The sequence below is a fragment of the Micromonospora sp. LH3U1 genome, from assembly GCF_028475105.1.
Lineage (GTDB): Bacteria > Actinomycetota > Actinomycetes > Mycobacteriales > Micromonosporaceae > Micromonospora.
Genome location: NZ_CP116936.1, coordinates 5925622 through 5944128, shown reverse-complemented (window position 1 = coordinate 5944128; position 18507 = coordinate 5925622). Strand labels below are relative to the sequence as shown.

At 71.8% G+C, this 18507-nt stretch carries 9 protein-coding genes and 2 pseudogenes; all 11 read left to right on the top strand.

The window, feature by feature from the left end; genetic code table 11:
- The first annotated feature begins 54 nt into the window (after positions 1–54).
- The 11 genes and pseudogenes from argS to PCA76_RS27145 all read left to right on the top strand — a co-directional run bounded on the left by argS (position 55) and on the right by PCA76_RS27145 (position 18476).
- Entirely contained in the window at positions 55–1722 is a 1668-nt protein-coding gene (argS, locus tag PCA76_RS27190; protein WP_272613296.1) for an arginine--tRNA ligase, read from the top strand.
- A 4-nt stretch (positions 1723–1726) separates the two neighbouring features.
- Entirely contained in the window at positions 1727–3112 is a 1386-nt protein-coding gene (gene lysA, locus PCA76_RS27185; RefSeq protein ID WP_272613295.1) for a diaminopimelate decarboxylase, read from the top strand.
- A gap of 8 nt (positions 3113–3120) precedes the next feature.
- Entirely contained in the window at positions 3121–4431 is a 1311-nt protein-coding gene (locus tag PCA76_RS27180) for a homoserine dehydrogenase (protein WP_272619658.1), read from the top strand.
- A gap of 152 nt (positions 4432–4583) precedes the next feature.
- The gene (thrC, locus tag PCA76_RS27175) at positions 4584–5633 is read left to right on the top strand and encodes a threonine synthase (protein ID WP_272613294.1); all 1050 of its coding nucleotides are present in this window, start codon (positions 4584–4586) and stop codon (positions 5631–5633) included.
- Positions 5634–5786: 153 nt separating this feature from the next.
- Positions 5787–8843: pseudogene (locus PCA76_RS27170) on the top strand (efflux RND transporter permease subunit); the annotation flags it as partial.
- Between the two features lie 375 nt (positions 8844–9218).
- Positions 9219–10016: a polysaccharide deacetylase family protein gene (locus tag PCA76_RS27165; RefSeq protein ID WP_272613292.1), complete on the top strand. Its 798-nt coding sequence runs from the start codon at positions 9219–9221 to the stop codon at positions 10014–10016.
- A 31-nt stretch (positions 10017–10047) separates the two neighbouring features.
- Positions 10048–11292: an MFS transporter gene (locus PCA76_RS27160; RefSeq protein ID WP_272613291.1), complete on the top strand. Its 1245-nt coding sequence runs from the start codon at positions 10048–10050 to the stop codon at positions 11290–11292.
- 64 nt (positions 11293–11356) lie between these two features.
- Positions 11357–12301: a homoserine kinase gene (thrB, locus tag PCA76_RS27155; RefSeq protein WP_272613290.1), complete on the top strand. Its 945-nt coding sequence runs from the start codon at positions 11357–11359 to the stop codon at positions 12299–12301.
- 401 nt (positions 12302–12702) lie between these two features.
- Positions 12703–12753: pseudogene (locus PCA76_RS32900) on the top strand (hypothetical protein); the annotation flags it as partial.
- 134 nt (positions 12754–12887) lie between these two features.
- On the top strand, positions 12888–14804 hold the full coding sequence (gene rho, locus PCA76_RS27150) for a transcription termination factor Rho (protein WP_272613289.1): 1917 nt from the start codon (positions 12888–12890) through the stop codon (positions 14802–14804).
- A gap of 162 nt (positions 14805–14966) precedes the next feature.
- Entirely contained in the window at positions 14967–18476 is a 3510-nt protein-coding gene (locus tag PCA76_RS27145) for a phosphodiester glycosidase family protein (RefSeq protein WP_272613288.1), read from the top strand.
- Positions 18477–18507 lie beyond the last annotated feature (31 nt).

Below are 18507 nucleotides of genomic sequence, written 5' to 3'. Positions count from 1 at the left end.
TGACGCGCAGGGTAGCCACCGAGTGCCCGAGTCTACCCCCGATAACATGGTTGGGTGACTCCTGCAGAACTCGCCTCGGTCGTCCTTGCCGCCGCCCACGCCGTCTTCCTTCAGCGTGGGCTCGACAGCGCAGCTCTGCCGGAGCGCACGGTGGTCGAGCGACCGCGCAACCCCGAGCACGGCGACTACGCCTCGACGCTCGCTCTGCAGCTGAGCAAGAAGGTGGGCGTCCCGCCCCGGGAGTTGGCCGCCGCCCTGGCCGACGAGCTGGGCCGGGCACCGGGTGTCAAATCAGTCGAAATCGCCGGTCCGGGCTTCCTGAACATCCGGCTCGACGCAGCCGCGGCCGGTCAGCTCGCCCGGGTGATCGTCGAGGCCGGCGCGGAGTACGGCCGCAGCGACCGACTCGCCGGTGAAAAGATCAATCTGGAGTTCGTCTCGGCCAACCCGACCGGGCCGGTGCACATCGGTGGGGTTCGGTGGGCGGCCGTCGGCGACGCGCTGAGCCGCCTGCTGCGCGCCACCGGCGCCGACGTCGGCACGGAGTACTACTTCAACGACGCCGGTTCGCAGATCGACCGGTTCGCCCGGTCGCTGCTCGCCGCCGCCAAGGGGGAGTCGGCGCCGGAGGACGGCTACGGCGGGGCGTACATCGCTGAGATCGCCACCGAGGTGCAGGCCCGCCGGCCGGAGGTGCTGACTCTCGACGACGACGCCGCCCAGGAGATCTTCCGGGTCGAAGGCGTCGCGCTGATGTTCGACGAGATCCGCTCCTCGCTGCACGACTTCGGGGTGGAGTTCGACACCTACTTCAACGAGAAGGACCTGCACGACCGGGGCGAGTTGGACCTGGCGTTGAACCGGCTGCGCGGGCAGGGCCACCTCTACGAGTCCGAGGGCGCCACCTGGCTGCGCACCACCGACTTCGGCGACGACAAGGACCGGGTGCTGCGCAAGTCCAACGGTGAGTGGACGTACTTCGCCGCGGACTGCGCCTACTACCTGGACAAGCGGGAGCGCGGCTTCGAGCGGGTCGTGATCATGCTGGGTGCCGACCACCACGGCTACATCGGCCGGATGAAGGCGATGGCCGCCTGCTTCGGCGACGACCCGGAGCGCAACCTGGAGATCCTCATCGGGCAGCTGGTCAACCTGCTGCGCGACGGCGCCCCGCAGCGGATGAGCAAGCGGGCCGGCACCGTGGTCACCCTGGAAGACCTGGTCGACGCGATCGGCGTCGACGCCTCCCGGTACGCGCTGGCCCGCTACTCCAGCGACTCGCCGATCGACATCGACGTCGAGCTGTGGACCCGGGCGACCCGCGACAACCCGGTCTACTACGTGCAGTACGTCGCCGCGCGGACGGCGGGCGTGGCCCGCAACGCCGCCGAGGTGGGGCTGGTCCCGGGCGACGCCGACGCGTTCCGCCCCGAGCTGCTCGATCACGAGAAGGAAAACGAGCTGCTCAAGGCGCTCGCCGAGTTCCCGGCGGTGGTGGCGACCGCCGCCGAGCTGCGGGAGCCGCACCGGGTGGCCCGCTACCTGGAGGAGAACGTCGCGGCTTCCTACCACCGGTTCTACGACAACTGCCGGGTGCTGCCGCTGGGCGACGAGGAGGTCACCGACCTGCACCGCGCCCGGCTCTGGCTGAACAACGCCACCCGCACGGTGATCGCCAACGGCCTGCACCTGCTCGGCGTGTCCGCCCCCGAGAGGATGTGACGACATGCGCGCTCACGAGGCTGGTGCGCTGCACGCGGACATCAGCAACAGCGGGCCGGCCTGGCTGCGTACCCCGGAGAACGTCAACGCCCTGCTGCCGACGCTGTGGCCGCGGTCGGTGACGCGCGGCGCCGACGGCGCCCTCGCCGTCGCGGGCCTGAGCGTCCGCGACATCGCGGCCGAGTTCGGCACCCCGGTGTACGTCCTCGACGAGGCCGACCTGCGCTCGCGCTGTCGCGACTTCCGGGCGGCCTTCCCGACGGAGGACGTCTTCTACGCGGGCAAGGCGTTCCTCTGCCGGGCGGTGGTCCGGATCATCGCCGAGGAGGGGCTGCACCTGGACGTCTGCACCGGAGGTGAGCTGGCCACCGCGCTCTCGGCCGGAATGCCGCCGGAGCGGATCGGCTTCCACGGCAACAACAAGTCCGTCGCCGAGCTGAGCCGGGCGTTGGACGCCGGGGTGGGTCGGATCATCGTCGACTCGTTCACCGAGATCGACCGGCTCACGGCGCTGGCCCGCGAGCGGGGGGTCCGGCCCCGGGTGCTGGTCCGGGTCACCGTCGGCGTCGAGGCGCACACCCACGAGTTCATCGCCACCGCCCACGAGGACCAGAAGTTCGGCTTCTCGCTGGCCGGCGGGGCCGCCGCCGCTGCCGCCTTCAAGATCCTCGACGAGGGTGTGCTGGAGCTGCGCGGCCTGCACTCGCACATCGGCTCGCAGATCTTCGACGCCAGCGGCTTCGAGGTCTCGGCCCGCCGGGTGCTCGCCCTGCAGTCGCAGATCCGCGACGCGCGCGGGGCGGAGCTGCCCGAGCTGGACCTGGGCGGCGGCTTCGGCATCGCGTACACCACCCAGGACGACCCGGCCACTCCACAGGACCTGGCCAAGCGACTGCGCAAGATCGTCGACTCGGAGTGCGCGGCGGAGAACCTGGCCGTGCCGCACCTGTCGATCGAACCGGGGCGGGCCATCGTCGGGCCAGCCGTGTTCACCCTCTACGAGGTCGGCACGGTCAAGGATCTCGACGGCATCCGGACGTACGTCAGCGTCGACGGCGGAATGAGCGACAACATCCGCACCGCCCTGTACGACGCGTCCTACTCGGCGACGCTGGCCTCCCGCGCCTCGGGTGCGGAGCCGATGCTCGCCCGCGTGGTGGGAAAGCACTGTGAGTCCGGGGACATCGTGGTGAAGGATGAATTCCTGCCCGCCGACGTGCAGCCCGGAGATCTTGTCGCGGTGCCCGGCACCGGTGCGTACTGCCGGAGCATGGCCAGCAACTACAACCATGTGCCCCGGCCACCGGTTGTCGCGGTGCGCGACGGCAAGGCGCGCCTGATCGTCCGGCGGGAGACCGAAGAGGACCTGCTCGCTTTGGATGTGGGATGACGTCACCTGTGCGCTTGGCACTGCTCGGTTGTGGCACGGTCGGCCAGGAGGTGGTCCGACTGCTACACGAGCAGTCGGCCGACCTGGCCGCGCGGATCGGCGCTCCGCTGGAGATCGCCGGCATCGCCGTCCGTCGGCTCGGCCGTGACCGGGGCGACCTGCCGGTCGACCCGGGCCTGTTCACCACCGACGCGCTCGGCCTGATCAAGCGCGACGACGTGGACGTCGTGATCGAGGTGGTCGGCGGCATCGAGCCGGCCCGAGGCTGGCTGGTCGAGGCGCTGCGCGCCGGCAAGAGCGTGGTCACCGCCAACAAGGCGCTGCTCGCCGAGGACGGCGTGGCCCTGCACGAGGCGGCGGCCGAGGGCGGTGGCGACCTCTACTACGAGGCGTCCGTGGCCGGGGCCATCCCGCTGCTGCGCCCGCTGCGCGAGTCGCTGCACGGGGACCGGATCAACCGGGTCACCGGCATCGTCAACGGCACCACCAACTTCATCCTCTCCGCGATGGACGCGACCGGCGCAGGCTTCGCCGAGGCCCTCGAGGAGGCCACCGCTCTGGGGTACGCGGAGGCCGACCCGACCGCCGACGTCGAGGGTTTCGACGCGGCGGCGAAGGCGGCGATCCTCGCCTCGCTGGCGTTCCACACCCGGGTCGGCGCTGCCGACGTGCACCGCGAGGGCATCACCGAGGTGACCGCCGCGGACATGGCCAGCGCCCAGGCGATGGGCTGCACGATCAAGCTGCTCTGCATCGCGGCCCGGGGCGTCGATTCCACCGGCCGGGAGACGGTCAGCGTCCGGGTGCACCCGGCGATGATCCCGCGCAGCCACCCGCTGGCCAGCGTCGGCGACGCGTTCAACGCGGTCTTCGTGGAGGCGGACGCGGCCGGGCAGCTGATGTTCTACGGTCGGGGCGCCGGGGGCGCGCCGACCGCCAGCGCCGTGCTCGGTGACGTGGTCGCGGTGTCCCGCAACCGGCTCGCCGGGGTGCGCGCGGCCAGTGAGAGCGCGTACGCGGATCTGTCGGTCCGGCCGATGGGCGAGGCGTTGACCCGCTACCACGTCAGCCTCGACGTGGCCGACCGCCCAGGTGTGCTGGCCTCGGTGGCGAGCGTGTTCGCCCGGCACGACGTGTCGATCGCGACCGTGCGGCAGGGCTCGGCGAGTGGGTCGCCCGGCCGCGACGGCGACGCCGAGCTGGTCATCGTCACCCACGTGGCTCCGGACGCCGCGCTCGCCGCGACCGTTGGCGAGCTGCGCGGCCTGGACATTGTCCGGTCGGTGACCAGTGTGCTGCGGGTCGAGGGCGGGGTCTGAGTCGTTTGTCCCGGTGGTGGGGCGCGTTCCGCATACGGCTACCCCGTCCCGCCAGGTGGGTAGGCCGGGGTGTGCCATCGATCGCTCCGGCAGGCTGGTCCAAGGTGGCCTGATGCTCGGGTCGGCACGGCGGTAGAGGCGAGGAGAGCGACATGTGGCGTGGTCTGATCGAGGCGTACCGGGATCGGCTGCCGGTCACCGCGGCCACGCCGGTCGTCACGCTGTACGAGGGGAACACCCCGCTGTTGCCCGCGCCGGTGCTGTCCGCCCGGATCGGGTGCGACGTGCACCTCAAGGTGGAGGGCGCCAACCCGACCGGCTCGTTCAAGGACCGGGGGATGACCCTCGCGGTGTCCAAGGCGGTCGAGGCCGGCAACAAGGCCATCATCTGCGCCTCCACCGGCAACACCAGCGCCTCCGCCGCGGCGTACGCGGCCCGCGCCGGGCTGACCTGCGCGGTGCTGGTGCCGCAGGGCAAGATCGCGCTGGGCAAGCTGGCCCAGGCGCTGGTGCACGGCGCGAAGCTGCTCCAGGTGAGCGGCAACTTCGACGACTGCCTGGCGCTCGCGGCCAAGCTGGCCCAGGATCACCCGGTCGCGTTGGTCAACTCGGTCAACATCGACCGGCTGCAGGGCCAGAAGACCGCCGCTTTCGAGATCGTCGAGGCGCTCGGTGACGCGCCCGACATCCACTGCCTGCCGGTCGGCAACGCCGGCAACATCTCCGCCTACTGGATGGGATATTCGGAGGAGCAGGCCGTCGGCGCCACCACCCGGACGCCGAAGATGTATGGCTTCCAGGCCGCCGGGGCGGCCCCGATCGTGACAGGTCAGGTCGTGCCGGAGCCGTCGACCATCGCCACCGCGATCCGGATCGGCAACCCGGCGAGCTGGACCAAGGCGTTGGATGCCCGGGACGCCTCCGGTGGTCTGATCGCTGCGGTGACCGACCGGGAGATCCTCTCCGCGTACCGGCTGCTCGCCCGCGAAGTGGGGGTCTTCGTCGAGTTGGGCAGCGCGGCGAGCGTGGCCGGCCTGCTCCAGCAGGCCGCGGCGGGAGCGGTGCCGCCGGGCTCGACGGTGGTGTGCACGGTGACCGGTCACGGCCTCAAGGACCCGGAGTGGGCGATTTCCACAGCGCCCGCGCCGTTGACCATCGCGAACGACCCGATGGCCGCGGCCCGAGCCCTCGACCTGGCCTGAGTGCCGCCACCGCCCGCCCGTGCGGGCAGGTGGTGACCGGCGGGCGGCAGCCGGCGGTGCAACGGCGTGGGGGCGGCGGGGGTCGGGGTGATCGAGTCCGGCACACTTTCGGGTATCCCCGCCCGCATTCTCGTTCAGGAGTGAACCAGGCCGATGTCGCTGCTCGCCAGATTCAGCCTCGCCAACCGAGCGCTCGTCGCCCTCATCGCGGTGGTGATCACGGCGTTCGGGGCGTTCGCCGTGCCATCGCTGAAGCAGCAACTGCTGCCGTCGCTCGAGTTCCCGGCCGCGTTCATCGTGGCCCCCTACCCCGGTGCCGGACCCGAGATCGTCGAGTCGCAGGTAACCGAGCCGATCGAGAATGCACTCCAGGGCATCCCGGGGCTCGACCAGGTCACCTCCACGTCCCGTGAGGGGTCGGCCACCGTCCAGGTCACGTACGAGTTCGGCATCGACCTGGACGACGTGGTCAACAAGATGCAGACCGCGCTGAGCCGGATCGACGCTCAGCTGCCGGAGAGCGTCGACCCGCAGGTCATCGCGGGTAGCACCGACGACCTGCCGGCGGTCGTGCTGGCCGCGACCGGTGCGGCGGACGAGCGGGCGCTCGCCGAGAAGCTGCGCGCGACGGTGGTGCCGGAGCTGGAGGGCATCGAGGGGGTTCGCACGGTCGAGGTGACCGGCACCCGCGACGACATCGTGGTGGTGACCCCGGACCCGGCGAAGCTGGCCGCCGCGCGGATCCAGCCGACGGCGATCGGCACGGCGCTGAAGACCAACGGCGTGGCGATTCCGGCCGGTGCGGTGGCCGACGGCGCACTGGCCCTCCCGGTGCAGGTCGGCACGCCGATCGCCACCCTGGAGGACCTGCGCGGCATCGTGGTCGCCCCGGGCGCGGCACCCGTTCGTCTCGCGGACGTGGCGACCGTCGAGCAGCAGCTCGCTCCGGCCACCGCGATCACCCGCACCAACGGCAAGGACAGCCTCGGCATCGCGGTCACCGCCGCGCCGGACGGCAACGCCGTGCAGATCTCGCACGAGATCCGCGACCGGCTCGCTGACCTGAAGGACGCCTCCGGCGCGGAGTTGACCGTGGCCTTCGACCAGGCGCCGTTCGTCGAGAAGTCGATCGAGTCGCTGACCACCGAGGGCCTGCTGGGCCTGGTTATGGCGGTCATCGTCATCCTGGTCTTCCTGCTGTCGGTGCGCTCGACGGTGGTCACCGCCGTTTCCATCCCGCTCTCCGTGCTGGTGGCGCTGATCGCCCTGTGGATCGGTGACTACTCGCTCAACCTGCTCACCCTCGGCGCGTTGACCATCGCGGTCGGCCGGGTGGTGGACGACTCGATCGTGGTGTTGGAGAACATCAAACGACACCTGGAGTACGGCGAGGAGAAGCAGCACGCGATCATCACCGGCGTCCGAGAGGTGGCCGGTGCGGTGACCGCGTCCACCCTCACCACGGTGGCGGTGTTCGCGCCGATCGCGCTGGTCGGCGGGTTCGTCGGGCAGCTCTTCGCGCCCTTCGCGATCACCGTGACGGTGGCCCTGCTGGCGTCGCTGCTGGTGTCGCTGACCGTGATCCCGGTGCTGGCGTACTGGTTCCTCAAGCCGCGCGGCGGCACCGCCGACGACGAGGCGGTGCGGCGCGGCGCGGAGGAGAAGGAGCTGCGCAGCCCGTTGCAGCGGGCGTACCTGCCGGTGATCGGGTTCGCCACCCGCAAGCGGTCCACCCGCTGGATCACCGTCGGGCTCGGCCTGCTGGTGCTCTTCGGCACCTTCGGCCTCGCGCAGAAGCTGGAGACCAACTTCCTGGACGACTCCGGCCAGGACACCCTCAACATGAGCCAGGAACTGCCGGCCGGCAGTGGCCTGGCGGCCACCGACGCGGCGGCCAAGCAGGTCGAGTCGGTGCTGTCCCGTACCGAGGGTGTGGAGACGTACCAGGTGACCGCCGGCGGCGGGGACAACCCGTTCGCGGGCGGCGGCAACAACATCGCGACGTGGTCTCTGGCGCTCGATGGTGACACCGACGCGAAGCGGATGCGTGAGGTGCTGCGCACGGAGTTCGACAAGCTCGGCACGGGACTGGGCGAGATCAAGTTCGGTGGCGGGCAGGAGGCGTCGACCAACCAGCTCGAGGTGATCGTCCAGGGCAGCGACCCGGAGGTGCTGACCCGGGCCACCGAGGAGGCGCGGGCGGCGATGGCCGGTGTCCCGGACGTCGAGGACGTCTCCACCAGCCTTGCCGAGCGGGTGCCGCGGGTCGACGTGACCGTCGACCGGGTCGCCGCCGGTCGGGCCGGGCTCACCGAGGCCGCCGTGGGTCAGTTCGTGGCGCAGGCGTTCCGTGGGGCGCCGCTGGGTCAGGTCGCGCTCGATGGCCAGCAGCAGAACGTGGTGCTGCGGCTGGGCACGCAGTCGCCGATGTCGGTGGAGCAGTTGAACGCCCTGCCGATCGGCCCGGTCAAGCTGGGCGACATCGCGAAGGTCAGCCGGGCCGAGGGGCCGCAGCAGGTCACCCGGATCGACGGCGAACGCAGCGTCTCGGTGTCCGGCACGGCGACCGGCTCGAACCTCGGGGCGACCAGCACGGAGCTGCAGAAGCGGCTGGACGCGATCAACGTACCGGGGGCGACCTTCACCATTGGCGGCGTCAGCGCGGACCAGGCGGACGCCTTCGGCGACCTGGGCCTGGCGGTCCTTGCCGCCATCGCGATTGTCTTCCTGATCATGGTGGCCACCTTCCGGAGCCTCACCCAGGCGCTGATCCTGCTGATCTCCATCCCGTTCGCGGCGACCGGCGCGATCGGCCTGCTGCTGGCCACCGGGACGCCGCTGGGCGTGCCGGCGTTGATCGGTGTGCTGATGCTGGTCGGCATCGTGGTGACCAACGCCATCGTGCTGCTCGACCTGATCAACCAGTACCGGGCGCAGGGCATGGGGGTCCGCGAGGCGGTGGTCGAGGGCGGCCGGCGCCGGCTGCGCCCCATCCTGATGACCGCGGTGGCGACCATCTTCGCGCTGCTGCCGATGGCGCTCGGCCTGACGGGTGAGGGTGGCTTCATCTCTCAGCCGCTGGCGGTCGTGGTGATCGGTGGTCTGCTCAGCTCGACGCTGCTCACGCTGATCCTGGTGCCGACGCTGTACACGATGGTGGAGCGCACCAAGGAGTCGTTGCGGGATCGGCGCAGTCGGCGGCGCTCCGGCGAGCCGGCGGTGACCGAGGGGGAGACCGACGAGGCGGCGGGCCCGAACCAGGTCGCGGTGCCGAGCGAGGCCCCTGCCCCGGTGACGGCCGGGGGTTCGCAGTCGGCCGGGCGGCCGGCTCCGTCCGGCGCGCTGGTGGATGGCACGGACCAGTTCGAGGTGCTGCGGCTGCCCCGTAGCCGTACCTCGCCACTGCCTCCGTCGGAGCCGACCGAGTAGGTCGGACCGCATCTCGGAACGCCCCCGGCAGGGTTCTGCCGGGGGCGTTCCAGGTTCACCAGCCGAGACACTCCGATCCGACCGACCCTACACTTTGCGTCACTTCTTGCATACTCCTAGTAGGCGTGTGGGTGGCGGGCGAAGCAGGGCGGGCGGATGACCAAGGGTGGGCGCGGGTGGGGGCGGCGCGACCTGTTGCGCCGTGGCCTGCTGGTCGCCAGCGGGGTGGCCATCGGCGCAGGGACGTCCGAGGCGTGGTGGATCACCAATCGTCGGGTGCCGCTCGCCGGTGGCTCAGCCAGTACCACCTCCGGTAACGGGCAGCAGGACGTCGGGCCCGGCGCACTGGAGGTCGTCTGGTCGGGACCGACCGGGCAGCGACTGGTGGCCCTCACCTTCGATGACGGCCCGGCCCCACAGTGGACTCCGATGGTGCTCGACACCCTGGCCCAGCACCGCGTTCCGGCCACCTTCTTCCTGGTTGGGTCGCAGGTCAGGAGGCACGCCGACGTCATCCGCGATCGGCTTGCCGGGCACGAGGTGGGCAACCACAGCTGGGAACACCGGGACCTGGCCGAACTGGACGCCGCCGAGGCGTACGACGACCTGCGCCGCAGCCACGACGCGATCGCCGACGCGACCGGGATGCCACCCCGACTGCTTCGGCCGCCGTACGGCCACCTGGGTGGGGCGGTGCTGCACGCGGCGGCCCGGCTGGACTATCGGTTGGTGCTCTGGTCGTTGCAGATGGTGGAGCGCGAGTTTCCCGACGATCCGGTCGGCCACGCCCAACGGATCGTGGCCGGTGTCCGACCGGGAACGATCGTGCTCGGGCACGATGTGGGAGCGCGGCGGCGGCTGGTCGCACTGCGCGGCCTGCCCGACATGATCAACGGGCTTCGGTCACGCGGCTACACGTTCGTCACCGTCTCTGCGCTGCTGGGGCGGGCTTAGCCCGCACCCGGAACGGGTAGGGTCCCGCTCCGTGGCAAGCACCCTCTCGGTCCTCACCGGCAATCGGAGCTTTCGCAATCTGTTCCTCGCCGAGTTGGTGGTCTTCGGCGCCGACTGGTTCGTCATGGTGCCGCTGCTGGTGCTGCTGCCGCACCTGACCGGCAGCGGGGTCTGGGGCGCGCTGGTGTTGGCGGTGGACACCGGCATCGTGGCGCTGCTGCTGCCGTACACCGGCACGATCGCCGACCGCTTCGACCGCCGGAAGATCATGGTTGCCGCGAACGTGGCCGCGCTGGCGGGCGTCCTGCTGCTACTCGGCGTGCGCGGCGCCGGAACGGCGTGGCTGGCGCTGGTCGCGATCGGCGTGGTGGCGGTCGCCAAGGCCTTCTACTCGCCGGCCGCCCAGGCGGCGCTGCCCAACGTGCTGGAACCAGACGAGTTGGCCGCCGGTAACGCCGTGGCCGGCTCGGCCTGGGGCACCATGACCGTGGTCGGCGCCTCGCTCGGTGGCGTGCTCAGCACCGTTGCCGGCCCGTACGTCTGCTTCTGGGTGGCGGCGGTGGGCCTGGCGCTGGCCGCGGGCCTCGCCACGCGGATCCGCCGGCCGTTGCAGGCACCGCGGGACGCCGACCAACCGGCCCAGCGGACCTGGACAGCCGTTCGCGAGGCGCTCGGCTACATCGGTCACCGTCCCCGGGTGCTCGCGCTGGTCACGGTGAAGTCGGCGGTGGGTCTCGGCAACGGCGTGCTGACCGTGTTCCCGTTGCTGGCCGGCGTGTACGGCGTCGGCCCGCTCGGAGCTGGCCTGCTCTTCGCGGTGCGCGGGGCCGGGGCGTTGGTGGGGCCCATCCTGATGCGTCGGGTGCTGACGAACCGAGCCTGGCTGCTGCCCGGGCTCGCGCTGTCGATGTCGCTCTACGGCCTGTCCTACCTGGGCGCATCGGTGGTCCGTTGGTTCCCTCTGGTCCTGCTGCTGGTCTTCGTGGCGCACTTCGCGGGCGGCAGCAACTGGGTGATGTCGAACTTCGCCCTGCAGGGCGAAGTTCCGGACCGGTTGCGCGGGCGGGTCTTCGCCACCGACATGATGCTCGCGACGCTGGCGATCTCGGTGAGCCAGCTGGCGGTGGCCCTGGTGGTGGACGTGGTGGACGAACGGGTGGTCCTCGCCGGCTGCGGGCTGGTCACCCTCGTGTACGCGGTTGGTTGGCGGATCGCCACCCGCGGGCTCTCGCTCACCGACCCGGCCGCCGAGCCGGTTCCGAACCCGGCCGGCTGACACGGGCGGTCCCATGCTGCGGGCTCGAAACCGAACAGTCGGTGCCGGGACCTAGCATGAGCGCGTGCCGACGAACTTCACCGCCGAGCCGGTCCGTGTCCGGGTCCCCGCGACCAGCGCCAACCTGGGCCCGGGCTTCGATGCGCTGGGTCTCGCCCTCGGGCTCTACGACGACGTGGCCGCCGAGGTCGCGTCGGGTGGGGTCCGGGTGACGGTGACCGGGCAGGGTGCCGGCGAGCTGCCCGACGACGACCGGCACCTGGTGGTGCGGGCCATGCGGGCCGCCTTCGACGTGCTCGGCGCTCACCCCGACGGGCTGAGCGTGGAGTGCGTCAACCGGGTCCCCCAGGCGCGTGGGCTGGGCTCCTCGTCCGCCGCGATCGTCGCCGGGGTGCTGCTGGCCCGTGCCCTGGTGACCGACGGCGAGCACCTGCTGGACGACGCGGGCGCGCTCCGGTTGGCCGCCGAGATCGAGGGCCATCCCGACAACGTCGCGCCGTGCCTGCTCGGCGGCTTCACGTTGGCCTGGTCCGAGTCGACCGGTGCCCGGGCGGTGTCCCTGCCGGTCGCCGACGGGGTCAGGCCAACTGTTTTCGTCCCGGCCGAGCGTGGATTGACCGCGACCGCGCGGGCCGCGTTGCCGGCCACCGTGCCCCACGGCGACGCCGCGTTGACCGCTGGGCGGGCGGCACTGCTGGTGCACGCGCTCACCGCCGACCCGACCCTGCTGCTGCCGGCCACCGTCGACCGGATCCACCAGGATTACCGCGCAGCCGGCATGCCAGGCACATCTGCCCTGGTCAGCGCGTTGCGAGCGGCCGGTGTGGCGGCTGTGGTCAGTGGGGCGGGTCCGACTGTGCTGGCGCTCAGCGAGCCCCCGGCGGGCTTCCCAGTGGGAACAGACTGGCAGATCTGGCAGTTACCGATAGACGTCAGCGGCGCCCGGCTTGCGTGGGGTAGACTTGGACACGCCGAGCGGGACCCTGTTGCCGCAGGTCGGAAGAGTTGATTACGCTCTAGACCTAGCACAGCCGCGAAGCACGCGATCTCCTGCGGGTCGGCGCACCCCGAAGCTCTCGGCGGTAAGCCCGTCACCCCTGCCAAAGGCCCACGCCGCACCGCAGTTTCCACAGGTCGCCGCAGACGGCGAGACCTGCTCACCGACTTTGGTGAGTCGGGATACCGACCGGCTGCTGTGTCACAGACTCCCGCGACGCGTCCTTGCGAGGCGGGTGCACCGAGGCCGCCCGGCCACCTGAGCACCGACTCCGGGCAGTCCCGGCCTTTATCGAGGGAAGGAATCCATTGAGCGACACCACCGACGTGACGTCGGATGTTTCCAACGTCGCTGGCGATGCCACCGCCGCCGCTCCCGCCCGTCGTCGGCGTAGCGGCACCGGTCTGTCGGCGATGCTGCTGCCAGAGCTGCAGAGCCTGGCTGCGTCGCTCGGAATCTCCGGCACGGCTCGCATGCGCAAGGGCGAGCTGATCGCCGCGATTTCCGAGCGGCAGGGCGGCAACGCCGCCGGGACCCCTCGACCGCGGGCCGAGGTCGCTGCCGCGGCCGCTCCGACCCGTGAGGGGTGCGCGCCGAGGTGCGGGAAACCGCCGACCGGCCGGCAGCCGAAGGGCGCAGTGCCGAGCAGGCGCCGTCCGAGCCGGCCGCCGAGACCGAGGGCCGTAGTCGCACCCGGCGGAGCCGGACCGCAGCGGCGGAGACCCGTCCCACTGAGGCGCGCGCAACTGAGGCGCGTCCTACCGAGGCGCGTACCAGCGAGGCGCGTACCAGCGAGGCGCGTACCGACGAGGCGGAAGCCGGCGAGCGGGCCGACCGTGGCGAGAACCGCCGCGAGCGGGCCGAGCGTCCGGAGCGTGCCGAGCGGACCGACCGGGCCGAGCGTCCGGAGCGTGCCGAGCGGACCGACCGGGCCGAGCGTCCGGAGCGTGCCGAGCGGACCGAGCGGACCGAGCGTCCGGAGCGGACCGAGCGGACCGAGCGTCCGGAACGCGCTGAGCGTGCCGACCGGGCCGAGCGTCCGGAGCGGGGCGAGCGTGCCGACCGTGGCGAGCGTTCCGACCGTGGCGAGCGCAACGACCGTGGCGAGCGTGCCGAGCGGGGCGAGCGCAACGACCGTTCGGAGCGTTCCGACCGTGGCGAGCGCAACGACCGTCCTGAGCGCAACGACCGGGGCGACCGTAACGACCGTGGTCAGCGTGTCGAGCGTGTCGAGCGGGACAGCGACGACGACGACGAGGGCGGCGGCCGGCGCGGCCGGCGCAGCCGTTTTCGGGACCGTCGCCGCGGGCGCGGCGAGCGCACCGAGACCGGTACCGACACCGGTGGGCGTGAGCCGCAGGTCAGCGAGGACGATGTTCTCGTTCCGGTGGCCGGCATCATCGACGTGCTGGACAACTACGCCTTCGTGCGGACGACCGGTTACCTGGCCGGCCCGAACGACGTGTACGTCTCGATGTCCCAGATCAAGAAGTACGGCCTGCGCCGCGGTGACGCGATCACCGGTGCGGTGCGGGCGGCCCGTGAGGCCGGCAACAGCGGCGACCAGCGGCGCGACAAGTACAACCCGCTGATGCGGCTGGACACGATCAACGGGATGGAGCCGGAGGAGGCGCGACGCCGGCCGGAGTTCTACAAGCTCACTCCGCTCTACCCGCAGGAGCGCCTGCGTCTGGAGACCGAGCCGCACATCCTGACCACCCGGGTCATCGACCTGGTGATGCCGATCGGCAAGGGTCAGCGGGCACTCATCCAGTCACCGCCGAAGGCGGGTAAGACGATGGTGCTGCAGGCGATCGCGAACGCGATCACGCACAACAACCCGGAGTGCCACCTGATGGTGGTGCTGGTGGACGAGCGGCCCGAAGAGGTCACCGACATGCAGCGGTCGATCAAGGGCGAGGTCGTCGCGGCCACGTTCGACCGTCCGCCGCAGGACCACACGACGGTGGCGGAGCTGGCGATCGAGCGGGCGAAGCGCCTGGTTGAGCTGGGGCACGACGTCGTCGTGCTGCTCGACTCGGTGACCCGCCTCGGTCGGTCGTACAACCTGGCGGCGCCGGCCAGCGGCCGGATCATGTCGGGTGGTATCGACTCCACCGCCCTCTACCCGCCGAAGCGCTTCCTCGGCGCGGCTCGCAACATCGAGAACGGCGGCTCGCTGACCATCATCGCCACGGCGCTGGTGGAGACCGGATCCATGGCGGACACGGTCATCTTCGAGGAGTTCAAGGGCACCGGCAACGCGGAGCTGAAGCTGGACCGGAAGATCGCCGACAAGCGCACCTTCCCGGCCATCGACGTCAACCCGTCCGGTACCCGTAAGGAAGAGGTCCTGCTCGCGCCGGAGGAGTTGGCCATCCTCCACAAGCTGCGCAAGGTCCTGCACTCGCTGGACTCGCAGGCGGCGATGGACCTGCTGCTCGACAAGCTCAAGAAGACACGTACCAACATCGAGTTCCTGATGCAGATCGCGAAGTCGACGCCGGGGGAGTAACGATCCCCGGTTGACGACGAAGGGGCACGGCCACAGCGGCCGTGCCCCTTCGTCGTGTCCGCCCGCGGTGAGGGCGGCCGGAGCCCGCCGTTGGTGGAATTTTCCTTCGGTTCAGTCGAGAGGTCTTGAAACTTCTATTCACTGCCGGGTTGACTGTCGTCCATGCGTACCCGCAGACGATCCGCCCGTCGCACCACCGGCGTCCTGCTGCTGACGCCGCTGCTCGCCCTGGCCGCGCCGCTGCCGGCCGCCGCCGCGCCACCGGCGCCGCCCGGCGCCGCCGCGTCCACCATTGCCGCCTCCACCATCGCCGCGTCCACCATCGCTGAGGACGCGCCGCCCGCGTCGTCCCGGCCGGCCGGCTCGGTCAGCCTGGCTGCCGACCCCGCATCCGCGACCTCCCCGACCGCCGCCGTGGGTGGTCTGGAACCGGCCGGCGGTCTGGAGACCACGAAGTCCACCCGGCCGGTCGCGCCGGGCGTGCAGCTCACGTCCTTCGACCGGTACGACGCCGACGGCTGGCTGCGCGCCGACGCGCTCACCACCGACCTCGCCGGCGGCTCGACCGTCGACTACGTCAACTCCGGTGCGGTCAGCCGGGCCGAGCCACTGCGGAAAGCGGTGGACGACTCGCGCGCGGTTGCTGCCGTCAACGGCGACTTCTTCGACATCAACAACTCCGGGGCCGCCCAGGGCGTCGGCGTCCGTGACGGCGAGCTGGTCCAGTCGGCGGTCAGCGGTCACCGCAACGCGGTGGCGGTCACCGCGAACGGGCTCGGCCGGGTGATCGAGGTGAACTTTGACGGCAGCGCCACCCTGCCCACTGGGCCGGTCCCGCTGACCCAGTTCAACAATATGGTGCAGGCCGACGGCATCGGCGCGTTCACCGAGCTGTGGGGGACGTACTCCCGGCAGCGTGCCGTGGAGGGCGCGGCCCGCGTGGTCGAGGTCACCGTGACCGGCGGTCGGGTGGCCGCGGTGACCGGCGTGGCCGGCAGCGGCCCGATCGTCGCCGGCAGCACCGTGCTGCTCGGCCGCGACGCCGGCGCGGACGCGCTGGCCGGGCTCCGCACCGGTGACCCGGTGACGGTGGCCTGGCGGCCGAAGCCGTCCGACGGCAGCACCCTGCACGCGGCGATCGGGGGCGGCAACGTCCTGGTCCGCGACGGCGTCGTGCAGAGCATCGCCGACCCGACGCTCGCCCCACGCACGGCGGTCGGGTTCACCGCGGACGGCCGGAAAATGATCATGCTGACGGTGGACGGGCGTCAGGCCGACAGCCGCGGCGTGACGCAGACCGAGATGGGCCGGATGATGGCCGAGATGGGTGCCCACCACGCGCTCAACCTGGACGGTGGCGGCTCATCCACGCTGCTGGCCCGGGAGCCGGGCGCGCCGGCCGTGCAGGTGGAGAACGGCCCCTCCGACGGCAGCGAACGGGCCGTGCCCAACGGTCTGGCCATCTACGCGCCGAAGGGCAGCGGCCGACTCACCGGCTACTGGGTCGAAACGGCCAGCGACCCCACCGCCGCCCCGGGAGTCTCACCTGTGCGCGGTGGCCGGCCCGACCGGGTGTTCCCCGGGCTGACCCGCACCCTCACCGCAGCCGGCTACGACGAGACGTACGGTCCGGCGGCCGGCGAGCCCACCTGGCGGGCCACCCCGGCGGTACGCGGCCGGGTCGATCGCGACGGGGTGTTCCACGCTGGGGCACCGGGGGCCAGCACGGTCACCGCCTCGCGTGGCCGGGTCACCGGCTCGCTGGGCCTCACCGTGCTCGGCCCGCTGGCCCGGATCGGCACCACCGCACAGCGGGTCGGTCTGACCGGCCGGGACGGCAACGCCCTGGTCGGCGTGGTCGGGTACGACGGCGAAGGCAACACCGCGCCGATCGAGCCGGCCGACATGACCCTCGACTACGACCGGGACCTGCTGCGGATCACTCCCACCGACGACGGCAACCTGACCGTCACCGCGTTGCGGGACACCGGCTCCGCCCTGGTAACCGTTCACGTCGGACGCAGGAGCACCGTCCTGCCGGTCACCGTCGGGCTGACCGACGTTCCGGTCGCCGGCTTCGACGACGCCGCGTCCTGGCGGTTCAGCCAGGCCCGGGCCAGCGGGTCGGTCGCGCCGGCGCCCGGGCACACCGGCACCGGCCTGCGAATGTCGTACGACTTCAGCCAGTCCACCGGCACCCGGGCCGCGTACGCCGATCCGCCCGCGTGGATCGAGGTGCCCGGCCAGCCGCAGGCCTTCGGCATGTGGATCCACGGCAACGGCACCGGGGAGTGGCCCAGCCTGCACCTGCACGACGCCCAGGACACCCAGCACGTGCTGCGTGGCCCGCTGATCACCTGGACCGGCTGGCGGTACGTGGAGTTCGCGGTTCCGGCCGGAGTGCAGTACCCGGTCCGGGTGCGTCGCTTCTACGTGGCCGAGACGAACGCCGCCGCGCAGTACACCAGCGAGGTAATCATCGACGACCTGGTGGCGAAGGTGCCGCCCACGGTCGACGTGCCGGCGGTGGCCCCGCGTACCGATCGGGTGGTGGTCCGCGACGGCACGGTGGACGGCGCGCCCTGGCGGTTCGCGGTGCTCTCCGACGCCCAGTTCGTCGCCGCCGAACCGGACAGCGACCTCGTCGCCCAGGCCCGGCGGACGCTGCGCGAGGTGCGGGCGGCCCGGCCGGACTTCCTCCTGATCAACGGCGACTTCGTGGACACCGCCTACCCGGCGGACTTCGCGCTGGCCCGACGGATCCTCGATGAGGAGTTGGGCGACGCGCTGCCCTGGTACTACGTGCCCGGCAACCACGAGATCATGGGGGCCCCGATCAGCAACTTCGAGGCCGCGTTCGGTGCCACCTCACGGGTGTTCGACCACAACGGCACCCGGTTCGTCACGCTGAACTCGTCCAGCGGGACGCTACGCGGCGGCGGCTTCGACCAGGTACGGATGCTGCGCGAGACGCTCGACGCGGCGGCCACCGACCGGCGCGTCGGCTCGGTCGTCGTCCTGCACCACCACCCGGCACGCGACCCCAGCCCGGCGCAGGCCAGCCAGCTCGGCGACCGCAAGGAGGCGGCGCTGCTGGAGCAGTGGCTGGCCGACTTCCAGCACCGCACCGGCAAGGGCGCGCTGTTCGTGGGCGGGCACGTCGGCACCTTCCATGCCGACCGGGTGGACGGGGTGCCGTACGTGATCAACGGCAACGCGGGCAAGACACCGTCCACCCCCGCCGACCAGGGCGGCTTCACCGGCTGGACGGAGTTCGGCGTGGACCCGGTGACCCCGGCCGAGGCCGACCGGGCCCGCCGTGACCCCCTCGCCGAGGGGGCACGCTGGGTGGACGCGGAGTTCCACGCGCACGTCGACCGGCTCACGGTGACCGCCCCGGCCAGCGTCGCGGTCGGCACCCCTGCCGAGGTCACCGCCACGCTGACCCAGCCCGGCGGGCGTACGGTCCCGGTGGCCGCACCGGTCAGCGCCGACTGGTCGGCCTCGCCGGGGGTGCACATCGGCTCGGCGGCGGGAGTGCGCCCGTGGCACACCGCCCGCTTCGACCCGGCCACCGGCACGCTGACCGCGCTCCGCCCCGGCGCACCGATACGCCTGACGGTCGACGTCAACAACGTCCGCACCGAGGCCACCGTCGCCCTCACCCGCTGAGGTGTGGGCCCCTCGCTATCGCCTACAGCGG